At 71.9% G+C, this 21063-nt stretch carries 24 protein-coding genes and 1 pseudogene; 7 read left to right on the top strand and 18 right to left on the bottom strand.

Features of this window, described 5'->3' with window-relative positions:
* Nucleotides 1–218 precede the first annotated feature (218 nt).
* From ABFX54_RS15970 to ABFX54_RS15960, 3 genes are read left to right on the top strand one after another with little or no spacing between them, the layout of a single operon-like run.
* The gene (locus ABFX54_RS15970) at nucleotides 219–650 is read left to right on the top strand and encodes a roadblock/LC7 domain-containing protein (RefSeq protein ID WP_219912268.1); all 432 of its coding nucleotides are present in this window, start codon (nucleotides 219–221) and stop codon (nucleotides 648–650) included.
* Nucleotides 647–1042 carry a DUF742 domain-containing protein gene (locus ABFX54_RS15965; RefSeq protein ID WP_346105522.1) on the top strand — a complete coding sequence of 132 codons (396 nt, stop codon included), beginning with the start codon at nucleotides 647–649 and terminating at the stop codon, nucleotides 1040–1042. The genes ABFX54_RS15970 and ABFX54_RS15965 overlap by 4 nt, the downstream gene beginning before the upstream one ends.
* Nucleotides 1023–1610, top strand: coding sequence for a GTP-binding protein (locus ABFX54_RS15960; RefSeq protein WP_346105521.1), 588 nt, complete (start codon nucleotides 1023–1025; stop codon nucleotides 1608–1610). Before ABFX54_RS15965 ends, ABFX54_RS15960 begins: the two co-directional genes overlap by 20 nt.
* 51 nt (nucleotides 1611–1661) lie before the next feature.
* Here the strand turns inward: ABFX54_RS15960 and ABFX54_RS15955 are convergent, their stop codons facing one another.
* The 4 genes from ABFX54_RS15955 to ABFX54_RS15940 all read right to left on the bottom strand — a co-directional run bounded on the left by ABFX54_RS15955 (nucleotide 1662) and on the right by ABFX54_RS15940 (nucleotide 4103).
* The gene (locus ABFX54_RS15955; protein ID WP_346105519.1) at nucleotides 1662–2642 is read right to left on the bottom strand and encodes a DUF1838 family protein; all 981 of its coding nucleotides are present in this window, start codon (nucleotides 2640–2642) and stop codon (nucleotides 1662–1664) included.
* Between the two features lie 128 nt (nucleotides 2643–2770).
* Entirely contained in the window at nucleotides 2771–2992 is a 222-nt protein-coding gene (locus ABFX54_RS15950; RefSeq protein WP_346105518.1) for a hypothetical protein, read from the bottom strand.
* A gap of 104 nt (nucleotides 2993–3096) precedes the next feature.
* Nucleotides 3097–3423 (bottom strand): PadR family transcriptional regulator, encoded by a 327-nt coding sequence (locus ABFX54_RS15945; protein WP_346105516.1) that lies wholly within the window; start codon nucleotides 3421–3423, stop codon nucleotides 3097–3099.
* A gap of 83 nt (nucleotides 3424–3506) precedes the next feature.
* The gene (locus tag ABFX54_RS15940; protein ID WP_346105514.1) at nucleotides 3507–4103 is read right to left on the bottom strand and encodes an NAD(P)-dependent oxidoreductase; all 597 of its coding nucleotides are present in this window, start codon (nucleotides 4101–4103) and stop codon (nucleotides 3507–3509) included.
* A 112-nt stretch (nucleotides 4104–4215) separates the two neighbouring features.
* Here ABFX54_RS15940 and ABFX54_RS15935 point away from each other — a divergent pair, with 112 nt between their 5' ends.
* Entirely contained in the window at nucleotides 4216–4818 is a 603-nt protein-coding gene (locus ABFX54_RS15935; RefSeq protein WP_346105512.1) for a PadR family transcriptional regulator, read from the top strand.
* A gap of 27 nt (nucleotides 4819–4845) precedes the next feature.
* On the opposite strand, the gene ABFX54_RS15930 is transcribed toward ABFX54_RS15935, so the two are convergent.
* From ABFX54_RS15930 to ABFX54_RS15910, 5 genes are all read right to left on the bottom strand, one after another.
* The gene (locus tag ABFX54_RS15930) at nucleotides 4846–6465 is read right to left on the bottom strand and encodes an ATP-binding protein (RefSeq protein ID WP_346105510.1); all 1620 of its coding nucleotides are present in this window, start codon (nucleotides 6463–6465) and stop codon (nucleotides 4846–4848) included.
* The gene (locus ABFX54_RS15925; protein ID WP_346105508.1) at nucleotides 6462–7139 is read right to left on the bottom strand and encodes a response regulator transcription factor; all 678 of its coding nucleotides are present in this window, start codon (nucleotides 7137–7139) and stop codon (nucleotides 6462–6464) included. The genes ABFX54_RS15930 and ABFX54_RS15925 overlap by 4 nt, the downstream gene beginning before the upstream one ends.
* Complete coding sequence (locus tag ABFX54_RS15920) at nucleotides 7136–7840, bottom strand: GerMN domain-containing protein (RefSeq protein ID WP_346105506.1); 705 nt, start codon at nucleotides 7838–7840, stop codon at nucleotides 7136–7138. The genes ABFX54_RS15925 and ABFX54_RS15920 overlap by 4 nt, the downstream gene beginning before the upstream one ends.
* Before the next feature lie 97 nt (nucleotides 7841–7937).
* Complete coding sequence (locus ABFX54_RS15915; protein WP_346105504.1) at nucleotides 7938–9119, bottom strand: acyltransferase family protein; 1182 nt, start codon at nucleotides 9117–9119, stop codon at nucleotides 7938–7940.
* Between the two features lie 71 nt (nucleotides 9120–9190).
* A complete protein-coding gene (locus ABFX54_RS15910; RefSeq protein ID WP_346105502.1) occupies nucleotides 9191–10072 on the bottom strand; it encodes an SGNH/GDSL hydrolase family protein in 882 nt (293 codons plus the stop codon).
* A 164-nt stretch (nucleotides 10073–10236) separates the two neighbouring features.
* On the opposite strand from ABFX54_RS15910, the gene ABFX54_RS15905 reads away from it, so the two are divergent.
* Nucleotides 10237–11391: an NADH:flavin oxidoreductase gene (locus tag ABFX54_RS15905; protein ID WP_346105500.1), complete on the top strand. Its 1155-nt coding sequence runs from the start codon at nucleotides 10237–10239 to the stop codon at nucleotides 11389–11391.
* A 50-nt stretch (nucleotides 11392–11441) separates the two neighbouring features.
* Here the strand turns inward: ABFX54_RS15905 and ABFX54_RS15900 are convergent, their stop codons facing one another.
* The 9 genes and pseudogenes from ABFX54_RS15900 to ABFX54_RS15860 all read right to left on the bottom strand — a co-directional run bounded on the left by ABFX54_RS15900 (nucleotide 11442) and on the right by ABFX54_RS15860 (nucleotide 18788).
* Entirely contained in the window at nucleotides 11442–12311 is an 870-nt protein-coding gene (locus ABFX54_RS15900) for an NAD(P)-dependent oxidoreductase (protein WP_346105685.1), read from the bottom strand.
* Nucleotides 12312–12340: 29 nt separating this feature from the next.
* Nucleotides 12341–12760, bottom strand: coding sequence for a 4-carboxymuconolactone decarboxylase (gene pcaC, locus ABFX54_RS15895; RefSeq protein WP_346105498.1), 420 nt, complete (start codon nucleotides 12758–12760; stop codon nucleotides 12341–12343).
* Nucleotides 12757–13161, bottom strand: coding sequence for a cupin domain-containing protein (locus tag ABFX54_RS15890; RefSeq protein ID WP_346105496.1), 405 nt, complete (start codon nucleotides 13159–13161; stop codon nucleotides 12757–12759). Before ABFX54_RS15890 ends, pcaC begins: the two co-directional genes overlap by 4 nt.
* 1 nt (nucleotide 13162) lies before the next feature.
* On the bottom strand, nucleotides 13163–14026 hold the full coding sequence (locus tag ABFX54_RS15885) for an NAD(P)-dependent oxidoreductase (protein WP_346105494.1): 864 nt from the start codon (nucleotides 14024–14026) through the stop codon (nucleotides 13163–13165).
* 143 nt (nucleotides 14027–14169) lie between these two features.
* Nucleotides 14170–14904, bottom strand: a pseudogene (locus tag ABFX54_RS15880) (SDR family NAD(P)-dependent oxidoreductase); the annotation flags it as partial.
* Entirely contained in the window at nucleotides 14901–16391 is a 1491-nt protein-coding gene (locus ABFX54_RS15875) for a flavin-containing monooxygenase (RefSeq protein WP_346105492.1), read from the bottom strand. The pseudogene ABFX54_RS15880 and the gene ABFX54_RS15875, both read right to left, overlap by 4 nt.
* Before the next feature lie 21 nt (nucleotides 16392–16412).
* Nucleotides 16413–16988: a carboxymuconolactone decarboxylase family protein gene (locus ABFX54_RS15870; RefSeq protein WP_346105490.1), complete on the bottom strand. Its 576-nt coding sequence runs from the start codon at nucleotides 16986–16988 to the stop codon at nucleotides 16413–16415.
* Entirely contained in the window at nucleotides 16985–17905 is a 921-nt protein-coding gene (locus ABFX54_RS15865) for a cupin domain-containing protein (RefSeq protein WP_346105489.1), read from the bottom strand. Before ABFX54_RS15865 ends, ABFX54_RS15870 begins: the two co-directional genes overlap by 4 nt.
* 118 nt (nucleotides 17906–18023) lie before the next feature.
* Nucleotides 18024–18788, bottom strand: coding sequence for an HpcH/HpaI aldolase family protein (locus tag ABFX54_RS15860; RefSeq protein ID WP_346105487.1), 765 nt, complete (start codon nucleotides 18786–18788; stop codon nucleotides 18024–18026).
* A gap of 244 nt (nucleotides 18789–19032) precedes the next feature.
* Between ABFX54_RS15860 and ABFX54_RS15855 the strand changes: the two genes are divergently transcribed.
* On the top strand, nucleotides 19033–19791 hold the full coding sequence (locus tag ABFX54_RS15855; protein ID WP_346105486.1) for an IclR family transcriptional regulator: 759 nt from the start codon (nucleotides 19033–19035) through the stop codon (nucleotides 19789–19791).
* Between the two features lie 118 nt (nucleotides 19792–19909).
* Nucleotides 19910–20965, top strand: coding sequence for an extracellular solute-binding protein (locus ABFX54_RS15850; protein ID WP_346105484.1), 1056 nt, complete (start codon nucleotides 19910–19912; stop codon nucleotides 20963–20965).
* Nucleotides 20966–21063 lie beyond the last annotated feature (98 nt).

Below are 21063 nucleotides of genomic sequence, written 5' to 3'. Positions count from 1 at the left end.
GCGGAGCTCAGAGCCCCGGCGGGCGGCGCCCAGAACGGCCGGGCCGTACGCGAACAGCCCGGCCGCGACCAGCCCGCAGCCGATCGATCCGGCCGGTCCAGCGCCACGATCGGCGCCTTCCAGAGGCAGTCCCGCAAGCGCCGTGCCGGTGACGACGCCGCCGAGGACCGGCCGAGCGCATCACCCGACCCCAGTTCCCCCACGACGAAAGACCGATCATGATGCAGCGCACCACCGCCACCAACGTAGACCTGGACTGGCTGCTGGACGGCCTGGTCGATCGGGTCGCGGGCACGCGGCACGCGATCGTGCTGTCCGACGACGGCCTCGTGATCAGCCGGTCGCGGGGCCTCGAACGCGCCAACGCCGAACGCCTGGCCGCGATCGCCACCGGCCAGCAGAGCCTGGCTCACGGCGTCGGGCAGCTCTTCGGCGGCGGACCGGTCCACCAGGTCATCATCGAGATGGCCGATCTGTGGCTGTTCATCATCGCCGCGGGCCAGGGCTCGCACCTGGCCGTGCTCGCCTCCCAGGAGGTGGACGCCGAGCTCATGAGCGTCGCGATGCACACCCTGATCCAGCAGGTCGGGCAGAAGCTGGGCACCGACCCGCGCACGCGGCACGGCCGCGAAGCCAGGGGCCACGGATGAAACACTGGACGGACGGGTTCGCCGACGACGACGCGGACGAGCCCCTTGTCCGTCCTTACACGATCACCGGCGGCCGGACCACGTCAGAGCGGGCCGACCTGACGCTGATCACGGTGATGTCGGCGGTGCCCGACGCCGCCGCGGAGACGGGGCGCGGGCGGCGCAAGCTGCAGCCGGAGCATCGTACGATCCTGACACTGTGCGCGCGTCCCCTGGCGGTGGCGGAGATCGCCTCCGCGCTGGACCTCCCGGTGTCGGTGGCCAAGATCCTCATCGGTGACCTGATCGACTCGGGTCAGTTATGGGCCAGGCAGCCGGCGTACGCGTGGGCGGGCACCGGGCCCGACATGGCGATCCTCAAGGCAGTAAGGGATGGGCTACGTGAACTCTGACCAGGGGGACGACGCTCCCCTGGCGGTGAAGATCCTAATCGCCGGCGGGTTCGGCGTCGGGAAGACGACCATGGTCGGCGCGGTGAGCGAGGTCGCCCCGCTGCGTACGGAGGAGTACCTGACCCATGCCAGCGTCGGCGTGGACGACCTGGAGGACCTGAGCGGCAAGTCCACCACGACCGTGGCGCTCGACTTCGGCCGGATCTCCATCGGCCGCGGGCTCGTGCTCTATCTGTTCGGCACGCCGGGCCAGGAACGTTTCTGGTTCATGTGGAACGATCTCGTCAACGGCGCGCTGGGGGCGGTGGTGGTGGTCGACACCCGGCGGCTGGAGGTCAGCTTCGCCTCCATCGACTTCTTCGAGGCCCGGGGGATCCCGTTCGTCGTCGGCGTCAACTGTTTCCACGATGTCAGGGACCGGACGCCGGAGGAGATCCGGGCGGCGCTCGACCTCGATCCGCAGGTGCCGCTGCTGCTCTTCGACGCCCGCGAGCGGAGGCAGGGGCGCGATGTGCTGCTGGCTCTCATCGACCAGCTGATGGCCGCCCGGCCGCACCCCGTTCCCTGATCGCCCGACCCCGCTCGTTGGCCGGCCGGCCAACGAGCCGCTCAGGTGTGCTCAGGCGCGGCCCTGGTCGGCGCACCATTGGGTCCAGGTGGTGGCTCCCTTGCCGAGTTGCTTGTTGTAGAACGACGTCCAGGAGTTCTCGCTCGGCCCGGGCTCGGAGGGGGCTGCCCTGTAGAGCGGGTGGTTCGCCTCGACCTCGGCCCGCAGCCACGGCTCGACCTGGCTGTACGACCCCAGCGACCAGCTGCGGGCGTGGTAGGTGAGCTGGCCGCGTACGTCGCTCTCGGCCAGGCACATGAACGGCGCCCACGGGCTCGTCCGGGCCCAGCTGATCTTCGTCTTCATCGCGCCGGCCGGGACGCCTGGCCCCGTGCGGGCCGCGACCTCGCGGTCGTCGACGGAGAAGTCGAACATCTCCTGCGCCGCGTACACGCCGCCGGTCAGGCCGAACCGCTCGCCGAGCGTGGCGCCCAGGTCCGTGCGCACGGGGATGTCGCTCGTCCACACCGTCTCGTCGTGCAGTTGCTGCAGCGGCGGGCCCGCGAAGGAGGACGTGATCGGGAACGGCCCGAAGTTGACCAGGTCGTTGTTGATCGGCACGACCGGGTACGTCCTGCCGTCTATCGGGTTCTTCCACTCCCGCAGCACGCGCCGCGGATCGGCCGGGTCGGTGTAGAAGACGATCTCCCGGGAGAGCTGGTAGAGCTGGTTGGTGTCGGGGACGCGGTAGAGGCGGCGGATGTTGTATCCCTCGATGTTGAACAGCTTCTGGCCGTGGCGCATCGCGGGGTCCAGGGCGTTGCCCTCGATGTTGGCGTACACCGAGCCGGAGATCCGGAACACCATGTCCTTGCCGTCGGGGCGCCCGAACGTCTGTAAGGACAGTTTCGCGCTCTTGTCGGTCACCGTCGCGTAGACGGGCCCGGGGTGTGTGGGCCCGCCGGCTCCGTCGTGCGCGGCCACGCCCGGGATTCCGGTGCTGAGGAAGATCGCGAGGGGAGCCAGCAGCCCGGTGAAACGTCGTCTGATCACGTCCGGCCTTTCCTGCCTGAAGAGGGTTCCCGCCGGGGGATTCCCGCGGCGGAGGGAGCGAGCAGCGCAATATGTGATCATGGAAACCGAGGCGTTGTCCACCCCGGCCGTGGAGCCGGGCGGGAGGCTCAGCGCGGTTCGGCCGGGGTGTCGGTCTCCGGCGAGGTGGACGTCCGCCCTGGCTGGAGCACCGCCATGATGGCCGGGATGTGCTCGGAGTGAGCCTTGTCGAGCGCCTTGGACGTGAGGAGGAGCAGGACCGGCTGTCTACATATGTAGGCCGGCAGCCACACGGCACCGCCGATGATCAGAGCCCGCCACGGAACACTCGACAGCAGCGCCGCGCTCATCCCTCCTCCTCGATGGACAGGACTTTGTAGTGGCGGGGGTAGGCGCGGCGGTAGGCCACCATGAGGCGCTCGGTCGCCGGGACGATGCCGGAGCCGGAGATTCATCACATCGCCTCTCGGGGCGCGGGCCCGGGTATCCGGGCGCCGTCCCGCGGGGCGTCCATGGATGCCTGGGCCAGCGCCTCGCGAGCGATGCGGACGCCGTCACCGGTGAGGCGGTAGTACTTACGAGCCGGGCGCCCCGTGGTGTCGGCGGGCTGCGGCTCCCACTCGGCCGTCACCACGCCTTCGTGCATGAGTCTGGCGAGCATGGGGTAGAGCGTGCCGCTGGCGAGCCGGGCGGCTTTCATGAGGTCGTATCCGTAACGGTCTTCGGTGGGGTCCGCCAGGAAGGCCGTCAGCACCCGCGCCAGAGGCTCGGTCAGCTTCATGGCTCGAAGCTACATATGTAGGCGCGTGCGTGGAGGACACAGCTCTGTGTCCGGTCCTCGCTGACGTGATCCGCCCGGCCGGGCTATTTCGGGCCGCAGATGCCCAGGGCCCGGCCGATGGTGGCAGGGTCCTCGACGGTGTCGAGCAGGGCCATGGCGTAGTCGGCGCGCGAAAGCTGCATCGCCCCTCCGGTGGCGTCGGCCTCGAAGTCGATGTGCACGCGCCCGGCGGGCGGCTTGTCGTTGAGCATGGTGCCGCGGGCGATGCTCCAGTCGAGCAGGCTGGCCTGGAGCATGCCCTCGGCGCGGGCGAGGTCCACGTACACGGCCCGGAAGAAGAGCCAGGCCAGGGTGACGGCGAGGCGGGGGCGGGTGGCGGGCACCGAGCGGCTGCTGGTCATCACCACCCGCCGCACGCCGCTGTCCCGCATGGCGGTGATGAGGGTGCTGGCGATCCGGCTGCCGCCGACCGCGGCGATGACGGCGTCCTGTCCCTGGACGGCCGCGCGTACGGCGTCGAGGTCGTGCGCGTCTCCCCGGCGCACGTCCGCCAGGCAGGGGTGGCCGGCGAGCAGTTCGGGGCGGCGGGCGAAGGCGGTGATCTCGTGCCCGCGCTCGACGCCCTGGGTGAGGACGTGCTTGCCGGTTCTGCCGGCCGCGCCGATGACCAGGAGCTTCATGTAGTGCCTCCTTCTATATGGCAAATTGCACTATAGCGTACGGCACTCGCGAACACGAGGGAGACGGCGATCGCTATAGTGCGGGGTGCAGTAGGAAGAGGCGGGGGGAAACGTGGCGCGGCGTCCTGATCTGGTGGGCCTGACGGTGCTGGCCATGCTCTCCGTACGGAACAGCCACCCCTACGAGCTGCACCGCTTCATCGTCGACACGCACAAGGACTACGTGACGGGGCTGCCGAGGAGCCTGTACCACGCGGTGGAGAAGCTGGCGGGCGAGGAGCTCATCGCGCCCGTCGAGACCACCAGGGAGGGCCGCCGGCCTGAGCGCACGGTCTACGAGATCACCGACGAAGGCCGCCGTGAGCTGTCGACCAGGCTGCGCACGCTGTTGCAGGACCCCGGGCCGGAACGCCGTACGTTCACCGCGGCCATCTCCCTCATCGGCGTCCTGCCGGTGCCCGACGCGCTGAAGGCGCTGCGCGCCCGGGCGGCGGCGCTCGAAGGCACACTGGCCGGCCTGAACGGTCACCTCAAGGCGCTTGAGGACGAGGGCCTGCCCGAGGTCCTGGTGATCGAGCTCGACTACCAGCGGGCGCTGAGCGAGACCGAGCTGGCTTGGGTCAGGCGGCTCGTCGAACGACTGGAGCAGGGCGAGCTCACCTGGACGGGCACCGTCAACAGGGAACTGCTGGCCCACGTGCTCGACGAGTCGTGACCACGCGATCCCGGGCGGGGGTCGTGATCACGGATTCCTGGGCAGGGCCAGGGTGAGGACGGCTCCACCCCCGGGCGCGTTGGCGGCGGTGAGGGTGCCGCCGTGCAGGCGGGCGTTCTCGGCGGCGATGGCCAGGCCGAGGCCGCTGCCCTCGCTCCTGGCGCGGGCGGCGTCGCCCTTGGTGAAGCGGTCGAAGACGTGCGGCAGCAGGCCGGCGGGGATGCCGGGCCCATCGTCGGAGACGATGACGATGATTCGATCGGCGCCGGCGCTGGCGCCTGCATGGGCATTGGTATCGGCGCCAGCGCCGGCGTCGGCATCTGCGCCGGCATCGACTCCGGGCACGGCTCCGGGCACGGCTCCGGGCACGGCTCCGGGCACGACGCGGACGAGCACCGACGCATGGGCGCCCCCGTGCCGCAACGCGTTCCCGACGAGGTTGGCCAGGATGACGTCGACCCGGCGCGGGTCGAGCCGGGCCCGCAGCCCCGCGGGGACCTCGGCACGCACCCGGTCCTGCCAGTGCCGTACCGCGAGCGTCTTGACGACCAGCTCGCGCAGGTCGACCTCGTCGAGGTTCAGCACGGCCGCGCCGGCGTCGAAGCGTGACACCTCGATCAGGTCCTCGACCAGCCGGGTGAGCGACCGCGTCTCGCCTGCCACCAGTCGCAGCGCCTCGGCGGTCAGCGGGTCGAGGCGGCCGGAGCCGGCGTCGGCGTCGAGCACCCCGGTCACGGCGGCCATGGCCGCGAGCGGCGTACGCAACTCGTGCGAAACGTCGGCGGCAAACCGGCGCGCCCGCGCCTCCATGGCCCGCAGCGTGGCGGCGTCGGCCTGGAGCGTCGCCGCCATGACGTTGAACGTACGGCCGAGGTCTGCCAGCTCGTCGTCGCCCGAGACGGTGACGCGGGTGTCCAGCGCGCCGCCCGCGACCTTCTCGGCGGCCGCCCGCAACCGCCGTACCGGCCGCAACAGCCGACCTGCGGCCAGCAGTGCCGCGACGACGGAGACCAGAGCGGCGGGCAGGGCTCCCGCGCGAACGGCGGTGGCCAAGGCCTCCACGTCCCGCTGCTGGGAGGCCAGCGAGAACGAGGCGTAGACGACCAGCGGCGGCGGCTCGTGCGGGCGGACGGCGCCGGTGCTGGCGCCGGTGCCGGTGCCGGTGCCGGTGCCGGTGCCGGTGCCGGTGCCGGTGTTGCCATCGGCGGGGGTGTCGGCGGCGGTGACCGGGAGCGCCACGGCCAGCCACGGCGTCCCGTCCCGGTGGAACCGCTGCGCGAGCGCGGTCGTCGCCGTGGCGGCGCGGGCGCGTAGCGACGCGGGCAGGGGCGGCGCCTGCGGTCCCGCCGTGACGAGAGAGCCGCCGCGGTAGGACAGCGCCGTCCGCCACCCCCGCCCGGCTCCGGCGAGGTCCAATCGCACCGCCAGCGTACGCAGATCGGCCCGGGCGGGGTCGGCCGGCAGGTCGGGCGCCCTGAAGGCGAGATGACCGCGCAGCTCCCGCAGGGCGTCCGCCTGCACGCCGTCCACGATCGCGTCGCGGCCCTGGCGGAACGTGAACATGGCGCCGGTCAGCGCGCTCAGCACCGAGACCAGCAGGAACACCAGGACCAGCTGCGCCCGCAGCCCCCGGAACAGCCGCGTCACAGCGGCCCGAACCGGTAACCGAAGCCCCGGACGGTCTGCACGTAGCGGGGGCTGCGCGGATCGTCCTCGATCTTGGCCCGCAGCCGCATCACGCACGCGTCGACCAGCCGGTAGTCGCCGTGGAAGCTGTGCTCCCAGACCTGTTCGAGCAGTTGCTGGCGGCTGAAGGTCTGTTCGGGGGCGGCCGACAGGAACAGCAGCAGTTTCAGCTCGGTCGGGGCCATGGCGACCTGTTCGCCGTGCTTGAGCACACGCAGGGCGACCCGGTCCACGAGCAGGTCACCGTACTGGCCGCGCTCCGAGGTGCCGGAGTGGCCGGTGCGGCGCAGCACCGCGCGCATCCGGGCCTCGATGACCTCGGCGCTGGCCGGCTTGACCACGTAGTCGTCCGCGCCCGCCTCCAGCCCGACGACGATGTCCACGTCGTCGTCACGCGCGGACAGGATCACGATGGGCACCTGGCTGAACGCGCGGATGCGACGGCACGTCTCCAGGCCGCTCATGCCGGGCAGCATCAGGTCGAGCAGCACCACCTCGGGGGCGCTCGCGACCAGCTCGGCCAGCCCCTCCTCGCCGGTCGCCACGAGCACGGTCTCATGCCCTCTGTGCCGCAGCCCCACGCTCACGCCCCGGCGCACGGCCGGATCGTCCTCAATGACGAGCACACGAGTCACGAAGCATCTCCCTGACCAGCCGAACCAGCCATCTCTCCTGCCCGACCAGCCGGACCCACCGCCCCAACTGCCGGATCCCCTGTCCTGGCTGCCCAACCCGCCATCTCGGCTGCCCGACCCGCGGGACCTGCCAGCCCACCTGCCGGATCCGCTGACCCGCTTCCCCGCCCCGTCGGTTTGTCCGTCCCGACCCTCTGGTCGGACGGTCTGGCCGATCCGTTGCCGTCGCACTCGACCAGCCAGGGGGTGTCGCCCATGCCGGGTTCGAACACCTTGATGACCGCGTCGTCACCCACGCCGGGGACGGCTGCGGCGGTGCACACCAGCTGGCTGACGGCCACGTGCGGCAGGTCCCGTACCAGCCAGGGCAGGTGCAGCTCCACCCCGTCCCGGCGCGCGGTGGCGCGGAGCCCGCGGTCCGCCTCAGGGAGCCGCGTGTCCAGCCCGCGAGCCCGTTCCTCCGCCGTGGGGCCGGACAGCAGGGCGTCCATCGCCTGCCGCAGCCGATCCCCCGCCGCCGCCGGCCTGGACACCGGCCACGTGCCCTGCGGCGTCACGAAGTACACCCGCAGCAGGCTGCCGCTCTCGGCGGTCAGACCGCCGCGAACCGGCTGACCGGCGGGCAACGCCTCGGTGTCGGTGATCCCGCACCCGGCCGACACCGCCACCGCGATCACGACCGCGATGCCAGCGGCGATCACCCTCCTGGGCCGGGCAACTCCTCGACGGTGATGCCGGCCTGCCGCCGCCGCAGCCCCCGCGATCGCGTTTGTTCTGTTCGGCATGCCCTCTCTCCGGCTACAGCTGGTCGAGCCTGCTCACGTCAACCGTTCCCGCGCCGGGATCCGGCCGGGGCAGCGCTGCCCACACTCCCACCGCGAATGCTGCCGCGATCGCCAGCGCCGCCCATCCGCGCCGGCCGGTGGCCCAGTGGGCGCGCAGGCGTACCGGATCCTCCACGGCGGCCTTCGACACTACCGCAGCCAGCAGCGACAGCCCGGCCGCGACCGACGTCCAGGCCCAGCCGTCGAGTCCGGCCAGTGGCCTTGGCAGCAGCAGGTAGATCGGCCAGTGCCACAGGTAGAGGCCGTAGGACAGCTCCCCCAGCCGGCGCGGCACCGTGCTGCCGATCATCCGGCCGGCCAGGCCGTCCGGGGTGCGGGCGAGCAGGGCGATCAGTACGGCGGCGGCGAGGGAGTGGGCGAACATCCCGCCCTGGAACAGGCCGGGTGCCTTCTCCCCCGCGGCCAGCAGCCACGACGCCGACAGCCCGCACAGCAGCAGCGCGCAGAGCAGATCCACGAGCGGGCGCGAGAGGGCCGCCAGGGCGTTCTTGACGGGCGCGGTGGCGGCTGCGGCGCCGAGGAGCAGGGAGAAGGCGCGGGTGTCGGTGCCCTCGTACGCGCGGGTCGTGTCCACCCCCGTTCCCAGCCAGGCCATGAGCGTCACCGAGACGAGCGCGCCGGCGAGCGCGACCACGGCCACCCGCCGCTGCCCGCCGGGTCCCCGGCCGACCACCGCCACCGCCAGGGGCCAGAGCAGGTAGAACTGCCACTCGACGCCGATGCTCCACAGGTGGGCGAACAGGCGGGTGCCGGCGGCGTTCCAGTACCCGACCTGCTCGGCGATGTAGTGCCAGTTGACCAGTTGCGCGGCCACCCACGGCGTGTCCCCCAGGGCCGAGCGCAGCATGCCGGGCCCGGCGAACGCCCAGGCCAGCAGCAGCGTGGCCGGGATCACGATGGCCAGTGCGGGCAGCAGCCGGCGGGCCCTGCGCCCCCAGAATGCCACCGGATCGAGGCCGCCGCGCCGGTCGAGCTCGGCCAGCAGCAGCCCTGTGATCAGGAAGCCTGACAGGACGAAGAACAGGTCGACGCCGAGGAACCCGCCGCTGAGGTGGCCGGCGTGGAAGAGCAGGACGGCCGTGACGGCGAGACCGCGCAACCCGTCGAGCGCGCCGATGTGCGCACGCGCGGCCACGCGGCGAGCGGGCGGGGTTGGGGTCCTGGATGGGGCGGGAGTCAGGGACGAGGCCGGGGACGGGGATGTCATCAGCCGCAGCCGAGTTTGACGTAGCGTTCGTCGCCGGTCCACGAGCCGGTGGCCCAGGTGGCGGGGGCGGCAGGGGTGAATTCGGTCAGCTCTCCCAGCCGCTTGGCGAACCAGGTGGCGAAGGCGGCCGAGCCCTGCTGGCAGGAGTGGATGCCGTCCTTGGAGCGCTGTGCCCGGTCGGCGGAGTAGTCGGTCCCCCACAGCTGGGAGGCGTCCAGGTAGCGGGCGTTCTCGGTGTCGGCGGCCCTGGCGGCCATCCTGGGCGCGCTCTTGATCGCGGCCGCGTGCGGGCGGAAGAAGTCATCGATCTTGAACGGTGGCGCGGACACGAGCACGAGCCGGGCCCCGCCGTCCTCGGCCGTCTTGGCGAGCTTGCGGTAGGCGGCCAGTTGCTGGCTGCCGCTCCCCCAGTCGTAGGTGGTGATCTGGTACGCGACCACGGTCGGCCGGAACGACGTGAGGTGCTCCCGGAGCGTCTTCCAGGTGCTCTTGGCCCCCATCTTCGTCACCGGATGGTCACCGGCGACGACGTTGCCGCCGCCGTCGGACGTGGCGTTCATGAACGTCACGCCGCCGGCCTCCAGCGCCGCCTCCAGTGCCGGGGCCTGGGCGCCCGCGATGGAGTCGCCCATCCACAACACCCTGACCTCGGACGCCGCCTGCCGGTCTTCCTGTGTCTGTGCGGGCCGGCCGGCCGATCCGTCCGGCGCGCCCGCCCGCGCGCTGCAGCCGGCCAGCGGGACGGCCAGTGCGGCGATTAGTGCGAGGGTCCGCCGGACGGCCGGTGGGAGGGGCGATGAGACGGCCCGCGCGGCGGTTCCGGTCGTTCGGGGGTGGCCGTGGGCGGGCCTGGAGGTCCTGCTCGTCGAATGCATGGTCATCAAGCAATCAGAGGAACCGTGGCATCGACCGGCTTGTCATCGTTTCATCACATGATGCGAGATCGGCCATCACAGGCGCGCCGCCGTCAGCCCTCCCATCCGTACGTCTGCCGCCCGGAGACCGCCGATTGACCGCCTGCGGGAGTCGGAACAGGATCCCAAGCATGGATGTGTTCCAGCAGGCCCGCCTCGGCCCCCTCACGCTGCGCAACCGCATCATCAAGGCCGCCACGTTCGAAGGAATGGCCAGGAACGCCCTCGTCGGCGACGACCTCATCGCCTTCCACCGCGCCCACGCCGCCGGCGGCGCGGCCATGACCACCGTCGCGTACTGCGCCGTCGCCCCGGAGGGCCGTACGCAGCGCCATCAGCTCTGGATGCGGCAGGAAGCCCTGCCGGGGCTGCGGCGCCTCACCGACGCCGTGCACGCGGAGGGCGCCGCCGTCTCCGCCCAGCTCGGGCATGCCGGGCCCGTCGCGAACAGCAGGTCGACCCGGCTGCCCGCGCTGGCTCCGTCCGCTCGGGTGAATCCGCAGGCGATGGCCATGACCCGCCGGGCCACCGTCGCCGACATCGAGCGGATCACGGCCGCGCACGCCACCGCCGCCGAGCTCGCCGTACGGGCCGGGTTCGATGCCGTCGAGATCCATCTCGGGCACAACTACTTCGCCAGCTCGTTCCTCAGCCCCAGGCTCAACCGGCGCCGCGACGCCTACGGCGGCTCGCTGGCCAACCGGGCCAAGGTGGCGCTCGGTGCCGCCCGCGCCGTTCGCGACGCCGTGGGTGATCGGGTCGCCGTGCTGGCCAAGCTGAACATGGAGGACGGCGTGCGTGGCGGCCTGGGGATCGAGGAGAGCCTTGAGGTGGCGCGCCGGCTCGAACGTGACGGCAGTGTGGACGCCCTGGAGCTCACCTGCGGCAGTTCCCTGCTGAATCCGATGTACCTGTTTCGGGGCGAGGCGCCGTTGCGCGAGTTCGCGGCCACGTTCAGACAGCCCATGCGGCTGGGCGTCGAGCTGACCGGTGGCCGGTTCATCCGCGCGTACCCCTACCAGGAGGCTTATCTGCTCGACAGTGCCCGCCGGTTCAGGGCCGCGCTCAAGCTGCCGCTGATCCTGCTCGGCGGGATCAGCCAGCGCGCCACGATGGACCTGGCCATGGCGGAGGGCTTCGAGTTCGTGGCCATGGCCCGGGCGCTGCTGCGTGAGCCCGATCTGGTCAACCGGCTGCGAGCCGATCCCGCGACCCGGTCGTTGTGCGTGCACTGCAACAAGTGCATGCCGACGATCTTCACCGGCACCCGTTGTGTCCTGGCGTGAGTGGGCGAAGGGGGCCGCCCTCGGCTCGTCGGAGGGCGGCCGCTCCGTGGTCAGTCCTGGTGGTCCTCCATGAGTTGCCGTAGCCGGGTGACGATCTCGGTGTGGTCGGCGGCGGGTGGCAGGTGGTCGGCCGCGTCGGCCCACAGGTCGGTCGCCGCGCGGCCCAGCCGGGGCTCGACGCCGGTGGCCTCGGCCAGGTCGACCGCGATGCGCATGTCCTTGAGCATGAGCCGCAGGCCGAACCCGGAGTCGAACGTCCCGGGCAGCACGTAGTCCGGCCATTTGCGTTCGGTGGAGCCGCTGCGCCCGCTGGAGCCGTTGACGGCCTCCAGCATGACCGCCGGGTCGAGGCCGAAGCGCTGGCCGGCCAGCATGGCCTCGCTGGTGAGCAGCAGGTGGGTGGCGGACATGAGGTTGTTCAGCGCCTTGAGGGCGTGGCCGGCGCCGGCCGGGCCGAGGTGCAGCACCCGGCGGCCGATCGTCTCCAGGATCGGGCGAACCCGGTCGAAGTCGCCGGGGTCGCCGCCGGCCATGACGGTGAGGGTGCCGTCCACGGCGCCTTTGACGCCGCCGGAGACGGGCGCGTCCACCAGGCGTACTCCCCTGGCGGCGGCCTGCTCGGCGAGGGCGCGGGTGCTCAGCGGGCGCGAGGAGCCCATGTCGATGACGACCGTACCGGGCGCGGCCGCCTGGAGCAGGCCGTCGCCGTGCATGACGGCCTCCACGACGTCGGAGTCGGGCAGCATGAGGACGACGGCGTCGGCGCCCTGCGCGGTGGCGGCGGCATCGGCGACGACCTCGCCACCTCCGAGGGCGTCGGCGGGGATGGGGGCACGGTCGTAGGCTCTGATGCGGTAGCCGGCCATGAGGAGCCGGCGGACCATGGGCAGGCCCATGTTGCCCAGGCCGACGAAGCCGATCGTGGCGCCGGGCCCCAGCGGGGTGCCGTTCAGGGGATCGTCACCCCTTCCGCGCGCAGCTCGCCGAGCGTGCGTTCGGCGATGCGGAACGCCTCCAGCGCCGCGGGCACGCCGGCGTAGATGGCCGTCTGCAGCAGCGCCTCCTGGATCTCCGTCTCCGTGACGCCGTTGGCGACCGCGCCGCGTACGTGCACCGACAGTTCGTGCCCGCGGTTGAGCGCGGTGAGCATGGCCAGGTTGAGCAGGCTGCGGGTACGCCGGTCCAGGCCCTCCCTGGTCCAGACGGCGCCCCAGCAGTACTCGGTGACCAGTTCCTGCACGGGCCGGCTGAAGTCGCTCACCGCGGCGAGGGAGCGTTCGACGTGGGCCGCGCCGAGCACCGCCTTGCGCATGGCGAGGCCGGCCTCGAAGCGGTCGCCGTCCTGGGCCTTGCCGTCGGTGTCGGTCATGCGGACTCCTCAACGTTGTGGGCGCGGGCGTAGTCGCTCGCGGCGACCTCGTCGTGCCATCGGGTGGGGCCGATGGAGATGGCGGTGTGGGTCATCAGGGTGGTCTCGCTCGCGCCGTGCCAGTGGCGCTCGCCCGGCGGCACCCAGACGGTGTCGCCGGGCAGCAGGCGCCGGGCGGGCCCGCCCTCGGCGCAGACCCAGCCCTGGCCGGCCAGGACCTGGAGGATCTGGCCGCCGGTGTGGTGGTGCCAGTGGGTTCTGGCGCCGGGGGCGAAGGTGACGACGTTGATCGTGGTGCCGTCAGTCGTGGGCAGGACGGGGTCGGCCCAGACGGTGCCGGTGAAGGTGTCGGAGCGCGGTGAGGTGGCAGCGTCCGCGGCCCGGCCTCTGACGATCTTCAAGTCAGTCCTCCTGGCCGTCGTGGACGCGGACGCCGCCGGCGACGTCGCCGATGGCGTCGACGACGCGGTTGCTGATCTGGTCGGCGTAGCCGAGGTTGGCGGCCAGGCCGAAGCTGGCCAGCGGCCCGGCCGCGTTGAGCGAGGGGACGCCGAGCGCGCGCAGGTGGTCGACGTACAAGACGATGTCCTTGGTCATGAGGGTGGAGGTCAGGCCGCCCTCCAGATAGTCGCCCTCGACGATGCGCGGGAAGCGGTTGGCGGTGGCCCAGTTGGCGCCGCTGGAGGAGTTGAGCACGTCGAGCAGGGTGCGCGGGTCGAGCCCCGCCTTGCGCCCGGCGATCATGACCTCGCTGGTGGCGGCCAGGCTGACGGCGTTGAGGAAGTTGTTGAGCAGTTTGGCGGAGTGGCCGGTGCCGGGGCCGCCCATGTGGAAGACGCGCTGGGCGAACGTCTGGAGCACCGGCGTGATCCGTTCGACGTCCTCCCGCTCGCCGCCGGCCATGATCGTGAGGGTGCCGCGTTCGGCCGCGGCGGCGCCGCCGGAGACGCCGGCGTCGACGAGGCGGGCTCCTCGGGCGGCCAGCAGGCCGGCCAGGCGGCGGGTGGAGTCGGGGGCGGCGGTGCTCAGGTCGACGATGACCTGCCCTTTCCTGGCGCAGGCGAGCAGGCCGTCATCGCCGAGCGGCTGCGATTCCACGACCTTGCTGTCGGGCAGCGACAGCAGGATCAGCTCGGCGTCGCGGCCCACCTCGGCCACGCTCGCGGCGGGGGTCGCGCCGGCCTTCTCGGCGGCGCCGGGGGCCGGGTCGTCGCCGAGGACGGGGTGGCCGGCGGCGGTGAGGCGGCGGGCGATGCGGCCGCCCATGTTGCCCAGGCCGACGAAGCCGATCGTGAGTCGTTCTCCTTCGCGGTGATGACGCGGGCGGCCTCGTCCACGGCGGACGGGTCCCACGCGCCGGCGCCGCCGCCGGGGCGGACGGTGTTGACCCAGGCCGAGCCGCCGTCCACGGACAGCACCTCGCCGTTGATGTAGGACGCCTCGGGGCTGAGCAGGAAGGCCACCGCGGCGGCGACCTCCTGCGGCGTCCCGGTGCGCCGCTGCGGGACGGTGGTGCCGCGCCGCCTGATGTCGTCGCCGGCGCCCGGTTTGCCGGCCGCGCCGGTGAACAGCCCGGTGGGGACGAGGCCGGGGGCCACGGCGTTGACCCGCACGCCCTGCGGGCCGCCGTACATGGCGGCTCCGCGCATGACGCCGAGCACGCCGTGCTTGGACGACTCGTACGGCAGCAGGTCGTGGCTGCCGCGCAGGCTGGCGATGGAGGCGGTCAGCACGATGGCCCCGCCGCTGCCCTGCTCGGCGTACTGGCGGAAGGCGGCGCGCACGCCGAGGAAGGCCCCGCGCAGGTTGACCGCCACGACCCGGTCGAAGTCGACGACGCGGATCTCGGGCAGCCGGTCGAAGGTGCCGACGATGCCGGCGTTGAGGTGATGCAGGTCGATCCGGCCGAAGCGGGCGACGGCGGCGGACAGGTAGGCGTCGGTGTCGCCGGGGTCGGACACGTCGGCCTTGACGGCGAGCGCCGGTCCTGGCAAGCCGTCGGCGACGCGCTCGGCCCCTTCCAGCTCGACGTCGACCACGACGACCGACGCGCCTTCGCGCGACAGCAGCTCGGCGGTGGCCGCGCCGATGCCGGAGGCGGCCCCGGTGACGACGGCGACGGCGCCGTCGAATCTGCTGGTCATGATGTCCTTCCGGGTGCCGTCCGCCGGCCCTGGTAGACCAGGCCGAATGTCGGCAGGGTGCGGCACAGCAGGTAGTAGACGAAGTGGGTGCGGGGCCACTGGGTGACGTTCGCGCCCGAGGGCGAGTGGTAGTAGTTGTTGCAGCCGGCGTCCATGGCCGAGGCGTGCCCGGCGAGCTGGCGGTCGACCCAGCGCACATACCGCTCCAGGGTGCGCTCGCGGGTGTCGATCCGGGCGGCGCCGCTGCGGCGGGCCCGGCGGATGGCGCTGACGGCGATCTCGGCCTGGCGTTCGAGCTGGGCGATGATGGAGAAGCCGCCGTTGGTGTTGGGGCCGTACATGATGAAGAAGTTGGGGAAGCCGGGGACGGTCACGCCGAGGAAGGCGCGGGGGCGCTCGCCCCAGAACTCCTGGATCTCCACGCCGCGCCGGCCGGTGACGGTGAAGCCGGACAGGAAGCGGGTGGGCTGGAAGCCGGTGCTGAGGATGAGCACGTCCACCGGGTGCTCGACGCCCTGGTCGTCGACCACGCCCTTCTCGGTGACCTTGGTGACGGCGTGCGGCACCAGGTCGACGTTGGGCCGGTTGAGCGCCGGGTAGAAGCCGCTGGCGTAGATGGGGCGCTTGCAGCCCCAGGGGTAGGAGGGGGTGACGGCGGCGCGGGTGGCCGGGTCGTGGATGGCGGTCTCGATGTAGCGCAGGCACAGCTCGCGCATCCTGCGCTGTTCGCGGCCGTTGGCGTCGTAGGCCTTGAAGCGGCGCATGGAGGTGTGGAAGAGCTTGAGCCGGTAGAGGCGGCGCCAGGCGGGCAGGCGGCGGAAGCGGGCCCGCTCGGCCGGGGTGAAGGCGCGCTCGCCCTTGGGCTCGACCCAGCCGGGCTCGCGCTGGAAGACCTCCAGCCGTTCGGCCTGGGGGGCGATGGCGGGCACGATCTGCACCGCGGTGGAGCCGGTGCCGACGATGGCGACGCGCTTGCCGGTCAGCTCGGCTCCTGCGTCCCAGCGGGCGGTGTGGAACGAGACGCCGCCGAACTCCTCCAGGCCGGGCCAGGACGGGTAGCGGGGCACGTTCAGCAGCCCCACGGCGCTGATCACGAAGCGGAAGCGGTGCCGCTCGCCGTCGCCGGTGGTCACCACGTACAGGGCGGCGGCCTCGTCCCAGGCTACCGAGGCGATCTTGACACCGAACCGGAAGCGGGAGCGCAGCCCGAAGCGGTCGACCACGGCCTCGGCGTACTCCTGCAGCTCCGGCTGGGTCGCGTGGGTGCGCGGCCAGTCGTAGGGCATGAAGGAGAAGCTGTAGGCGTGTGAGGGGATGTCCACCTCGCAGCCGGGGTAGCGGTTGTCCCACCAGGTGCCGCCGGGGGCGGGCGACTGTTCGAAGATGGTGAAGTCGGTGATCCCGGCCCGCTGGAGCTTGACGGCCGCGGCGATGCCGCCGAAGCCGCCACCGATGATCGCGACCTCGCTGGGCGTTCCTCCGGGCACGCGTTGTTCCCTCGCTTCCGTTCAGGCGGTCTCGGCCGGCGGCCGGACGTCGAACACGGCCAGCTGTGTGGCCAGGTGGTTGTACCAGCCGACGATCACCGTCACCTCGAACAGGCCGGGGGCGCCGAGGGCTTTGACGGCTCGCGCGTAGGCGTCGTCGTCGAGGCCGCCGGTGCGCAGCAGGAGGCGGGTGGTGTCGAGCACGACGCGTTCGTGCTCGTCGGCGAGGCCGGGGTCAGCGCCGGTGGCCAGCGCCTCGACCTCGAGCTCCGACAGTCCCGCGGCGGCGCCGGCGAGCCGGTGGGCGTACATCTCGTACGGGCTGTCGCGGTGCTGGGCGACGCTGAGGATGATGATCTCGCGGTCGCGGGCGGACAGCGAGATCTCGAACCGTACGGCGGCGCCGAGCTGCTCGAACGCGCTGCCGATGGCGGAGTTGAGCAGCCAGGCGTTGCACGGCCCGGTCAGGGCGCCCTGCTCGTCCACGATGGGGAACGGCCGGAGCTGGGTGGCGCGCCGGCCGTTGACCAGGGCGTCGTAGATGCGCCACTGCCGGGCGTCGAGCTCGTCGGGGCCTATGGGGGCGATCCTGCTCATGCGGTGGCCTCGTCCTCGGGCATCGGGTAGTCGGCGGCGTTGAGCACCCAGCCGTCCATGCGGGAGAAGTCCGCGCGCGGCGGGGAGAAGATGTCGATCAGGTGGTTGACGCCCTGCGCGATGGCCTGGCTGGTGTGCTCGGCGGGGGGCGGGATGATGGTGAGCGACGGGCTGGCGCACTTCTCGTGCTCGTCGTCGAGCCACTGGCTCAGGTCGGTGGTCCAGGCGTAGCGCAGGTGGTGGGTGTATTCGCCGTCGATGATGAGCGAGCACTGCTCGAAGTCGTCGTGGGTGTGCGGCGACATGCGCGTGGTGTCGCGCGGCCCGGTGCGCGGGTGGGTGAAGTTCACCATGAACGAGGTGCACCTGAAGATGCGGAACGGCGGGTCGGCCAGGCCCGGCACGTCGAGGTCGTAGGTGCGCAGTTGGAATCCGCCGACCGGGTCCGGCCAGTTGACCAGGGGGGCGACGCCGGGGCGGGGCTCGGTGTAGGCGTCCTCGTTGGCGGCCGGGCCGGGGGCGACGCCGGAGCGGGCGGTGAAGATGGTGACGACCCGGCCGGTGCCGGTCAGGCGCACGTCGGCGGCGCCCGGCGGGATGAAGGTCAGGGTCTGCCCGCCGATCTCGGTGGCCTCGCCCTCGATGGTGATGATGGCTGAGGTGCCGGGGTCGGGCATGAGGACGGCGCATTCGTCGGCGTGCGTGGCCGGCACGGTGAAGCCGGTCGGGGTGACGAGGTCGGTGTAGCCGATGATCAGGTGCTGGCTGCGGCCGTACCAGGTGCGGGTGTCGCCGTCGGTGGTGGCGGGCGGCAGTTCGTACCACTTGACGTGGCTCGCGGGCGTGGGCGCGCCGGCCGGCTTCCGCGCGGTCGCCGTCGGCAGTGCCGAGCGGGCGTCGGTCGGGTCGTAGGGCATTGCTGGTCCTCTCGTGGGGGCAGTGCGTACGCCAAGAGGGGCGCGTACGCCAGAGGGGCGCGTACGCCAGAGGGGCGCGTGCGCCAGGGAGGAACGCGTCGGGGAGGGGCCGCGGCCGTCAGAGGCGGGGCAGGGAGCCGGCGGCGCGGCGGAGCTCGGCGGCGGCGGAGCCGAAGATGCCCGCGTCGTTGCCGATCATGACGTAGGAGAAGCCGCGTTCGGCGGCCTGGCGGGCGGCGGCGGCGTCGCGGCAGGCGGTGCCGAGCGGGATGTTCCTGGCGCGGGCGGCCTTGAGCAGGTTCTCGCTGTGCCGCTGCAGGAGCGGGTCGTTCGCGGTGAGCCCGGTGGACATGGTCAGGTCGCCCATGCCGAGGAAGGCGGCGTTCAGTCCTGGGGTGTCGAGGATCTCCTCGGCCTGCTCCAGCGCGCTGAGGTCTTCGAGCTGCGGGATGCGCAGGGTCTCCTCGTCGCCGCGCCGGACGTAGTCGGCGGTGGCGTCGAGCCCCCAGGTGCCGGCGCGGGAGGTGGTGCCGAGGCCCCGGCCGCCGCGCGGGGGGAAGAGCATGCCGGACATCGCGCGCTGGGCGTCGGCCGGGCCGGTCACGTGCGGGACGAGGATGCCGTCGGCTCCCGCGTCGAGGACGCGCTGCAAGTGGCTGCCGCCCGCGTCGGGAACGCGGACGAGGGCGTGCATCCCGAGTCCCTGGGCGACGACGATCGCGCGGTAGGTCGACTCCAGGGTCATGGGGCTGTGCTCCATGTCGGCGACCACGAAGTCGAAGCCGGCCCGGGCCAGGAGCTCGACGGTCTCCAACGCGGGGATCTTGACCCAGGTGCCGACGAGGCACGTGTCGGTGTCGCGTAGCCGTTGGAGCATACGCATGGATCCTCCTGTCCCTTATTTCGGGATGTGAGTTCTGTTAAGCGGGATGAGGTGACGGTAGGCTTTCGGGTGCTGTGCGTCAAGAGTCCGGTTCTGAACACGGACCTTTCTCGTAGTCGAAATACCCTTGAAACCTTGACGGCCCCGGTAGGGCGTGTTCTACAGTCCGGCGTACCGGATGCGTGAACGCAAGCTCCGCAATGCGGGACGCGCCAGATCCGGACTACAGGCGGGAGGACCGCACGTGACCACCCACACCCCCGAGATCCCCAGCGGCGACCTTCAGGTCGTCGCTCGCGTCGTCCAGTTGCTGCGGCTGCTGGGCGAGGCGGGGACCATCGACCTGGTGTCGGCCGCGCAGGAGCTCGGAGTGGGCAAATCCACCGCGCACCGTTACCTGGCCTCGATGGAGAACCACGGCCTGCTCCAGCGCCGTGACCGCAACCGCTACGAGTTCGGGCCGCTGCTGGCCGAGCTCGGCACGATGGCGCTGTCGCGGCTGGGGGTCGTCAACGTGGCCCGCCCGATCATGGAGCAGATCAGCCTGCGCGTCCGGCACACCGTCGTCCTGACGATCTGGAACGGCCGCCAGGCGGTCGTGGCCCAGGTCCACGAGGACAGCAGCCGCACGGCCCACGTCTCGATAAGGGCCGGCAGCACCTTGAGGCGGGGAACGGCGCAGGACTGCGTGTTCCGCGCCTTCCACGACCAGTCCTTCTACCACTTCCGCAAGGAGGCGGTGGACCTCGCGCTGGAGGCCGACGGGCTGGAGGAGGTCCGCAGGACCGGCGTCGCCATCCGCTCCAGCGCCTCAGAAGGCGTGCGCGCCGTGGCCGTCCCCGTCAGGGACGCGGCCGACCGCGTCGTGGCCGCCATCGCGGTGCTCGGCGTGACCCAGCTCGTTCCCGAGGAGGACGACAGCGACGTGGTGATGACCCTGCGCGAGGGCGCGCAGGCCATCAACCAGGCATTACGCGCCTCGTTCGAGCGCGCGGGAGAGTGATCGACCGCTCTCCGCACCCCGACCGGCCTTGGCCCGGCGGCGGTGATGACGGGGGTGGAACCGGGAGCCGCGACATCCCCCAGCCGTCACGGCTCTCCCCTCAAGAAAGGCAAATCACATGAGGCACAGATATCTTCGCTCCCTGCTCGCCGCCGCCACGCTCGTGACCGCCACGGCGGCCTGCGGCTCCGGCGCCGACTCCACGGCCAGCGCGTCCAAGACCCTCACCTGGGCCAGTACGGGCGGCCAGTTCCAGGAGGACGAGAAGAAGGCCCTTCAGGAGCCGTTCACGGCCAAGACGGGCACCACGTTCGCCAACGTCAGCCCCGCCGACGCCGCCCAGGTCAAGGCCATGGTCGCGGCCGGGCGGACCACGTGGGACCTGGCCAACATGAGCTGGATCTACGCCGGCGCCTACTGCGGGCAGCAGTACGAGAAGCTGGACGACCCGGCGCTGGACCGCAGCAAGTTCCCGCCCGGCACGACCCACGACTGCTTCGTGCCGACCTACCGTTACGCCAACGTCTTCAGCTACAACGCCGACGTCTACAAGGGCGACCAGCCCACCAAGATCGCCGACTTCTTCGACGTCAAGCGCTTCCCCGGCAAGCGCATCGTCCAGGACTATCCCAAGTCCGGCCTGCTGGAGGCCGCCCTCGTGGCCGACGGCGTGGCACCCGACAAGGTCTACCCCCTCGACCTGGAGCGGGCGCTGCGCAAGCTCGACACCATCAAGTCGTCCCTGGTGTTCGCGCCCAGCTACGGCGCGGTCCAGCAGATGATGGTGGACCGCCAGGGCTCGATGGTCCTCACCGTCACGGCCCGCACCATCGTCACCTCCCAGAGCGGCGCCAACCTCAAGCCGGTCTGGGACTTCACCACCACCGACATCGGCGCCCTGGTCATCCCCAAGGGCTCGCCCAACAAGGCGCTGGCGCAAAAAGCGCTGACCTTCATCACCGAGCCGGCCCAGGCCGAGGCGTACGCCAAGCTGACCGGCACCGCGCCCGCCCGCGCCGACGTCGACATTAACAAGATCGGCTACAGCGACGTGCAGAAGACGTTCAACGCCTTCCTGCCCGACCGCGGCACCCTGCTGGAGCAGGACAAGCCGTGGTGGATCAAGAACACCGACATGGTCACCAAGCGCTGGACGAGCTGGAAGGTCAGCTAGGAAACCGTCATGCCGGCTCAAACCGCACCATCTTCGGCCGCACCCCCTCCGGCCGCGCAGCCCGCGGTCGCCGCTGGGCGAGCTCCTGCCCGCCCACA

The organism is Nonomuraea maheshkhaliensis (assembly GCF_039529435.1).
Taxonomy (GTDB): Bacteria; Actinomycetota; Actinomycetes; order Streptosporangiales; family Streptosporangiaceae; genus Nonomuraea; species Nonomuraea maheshkhaliensis.
Note: the sequence above shows the minus strand (reverse complement) of the source record. Positions and strands in the feature narration are given on the sequence as shown.

Bases quoted from the DNA above. Each gene is read 5' to 3' on its own strand.
- ABFX54_RS15970 (WP_219912268.1), top strand. From the start codon at position 219: ATGATGCAGCGCACCACCGCCACCAACGTAGACCTGGACTGGCTGCTG.
- ABFX54_RS15965 (WP_346105522.1), top strand. From the start codon at position 647: ATGAAACACTGGACGGACGGGTTCGCCGACGACGACGCGGACGAGCCC.
- ABFX54_RS15960 (WP_346105521.1), top strand. From the start codon at position 1,023: ATGGGCTACGTGAACTCTGACCAGGGGGACGACGCTCCCCTGGCGGTG.
- ABFX54_RS15950 (WP_346105518.1), bottom strand. From the start codon at position 2,992: ATGAGCGCGGCGCTGCTGTCGAGTGTTCCGTGGCGGGCTCTGATCATC.
- ABFX54_RS15945 (WP_346105516.1), bottom strand. From the start codon at position 3,423: ATGAAGCTGACCGAGCCTCTGGCGCGGGTGCTGACGGCCTTCCTGGCG.
- ABFX54_RS15940 (WP_346105514.1), bottom strand. From the start codon at position 4,103: ATGAAGCTCCTGGTCATCGGCGCGGCCGGCAGAACCGGCAAGCACGTC.
- ABFX54_RS15910 (WP_346105502.1), bottom strand. From the start codon at position 10,072: ATGACCATGCATTCGACGAGCAGGACCTCCAGGCCCGCCCACGGCCAC.
- ABFX54_RS15905 (WP_346105500.1), top strand. From the start codon at position 10,237: ATGGATGTGTTCCAGCAGGCCCGCCTCGGCCCCCTCACGCTGCGCAAC.
- pcaC (WP_346105498.1), bottom strand. From the start codon at position 12,760: ATGACCGACACCGACGGCAAGGCCCAGGACGGCGACCGCTTCGAGGCC.
- ABFX54_RS15885 (WP_346105494.1), bottom strand. From the start codon at position 14,026: ATGGGCGGCCGCATCGCCCGCCGCCTCACCGCCGCCGGCCACCCCGTC.
- ABFX54_RS15870 (WP_346105490.1), bottom strand. From the start codon at position 16,988: ATGAGCAGGATCGCCCCCATAGGCCCCGACGAGCTCGACGCCCGGCAG.
- ABFX54_RS15865 (WP_346105489.1), bottom strand. From the start codon at position 17,905: ATGCCCTACGACCCGACCGACGCCCGCTCGGCACTGCCGACGGCGACC.
- ABFX54_RS15860 (WP_346105487.1), bottom strand. From the start codon at position 18,788: ATGCGTATGCTCCAACGGCTACGCGACACCGACACGTGCCTCGTCGGC.
- ABFX54_RS15850 (WP_346105484.1), top strand. From the start codon at position 19,910: ATGAGGCACAGATATCTTCGCTCCCTGCTCGCCGCCGCCACGCTCGTG.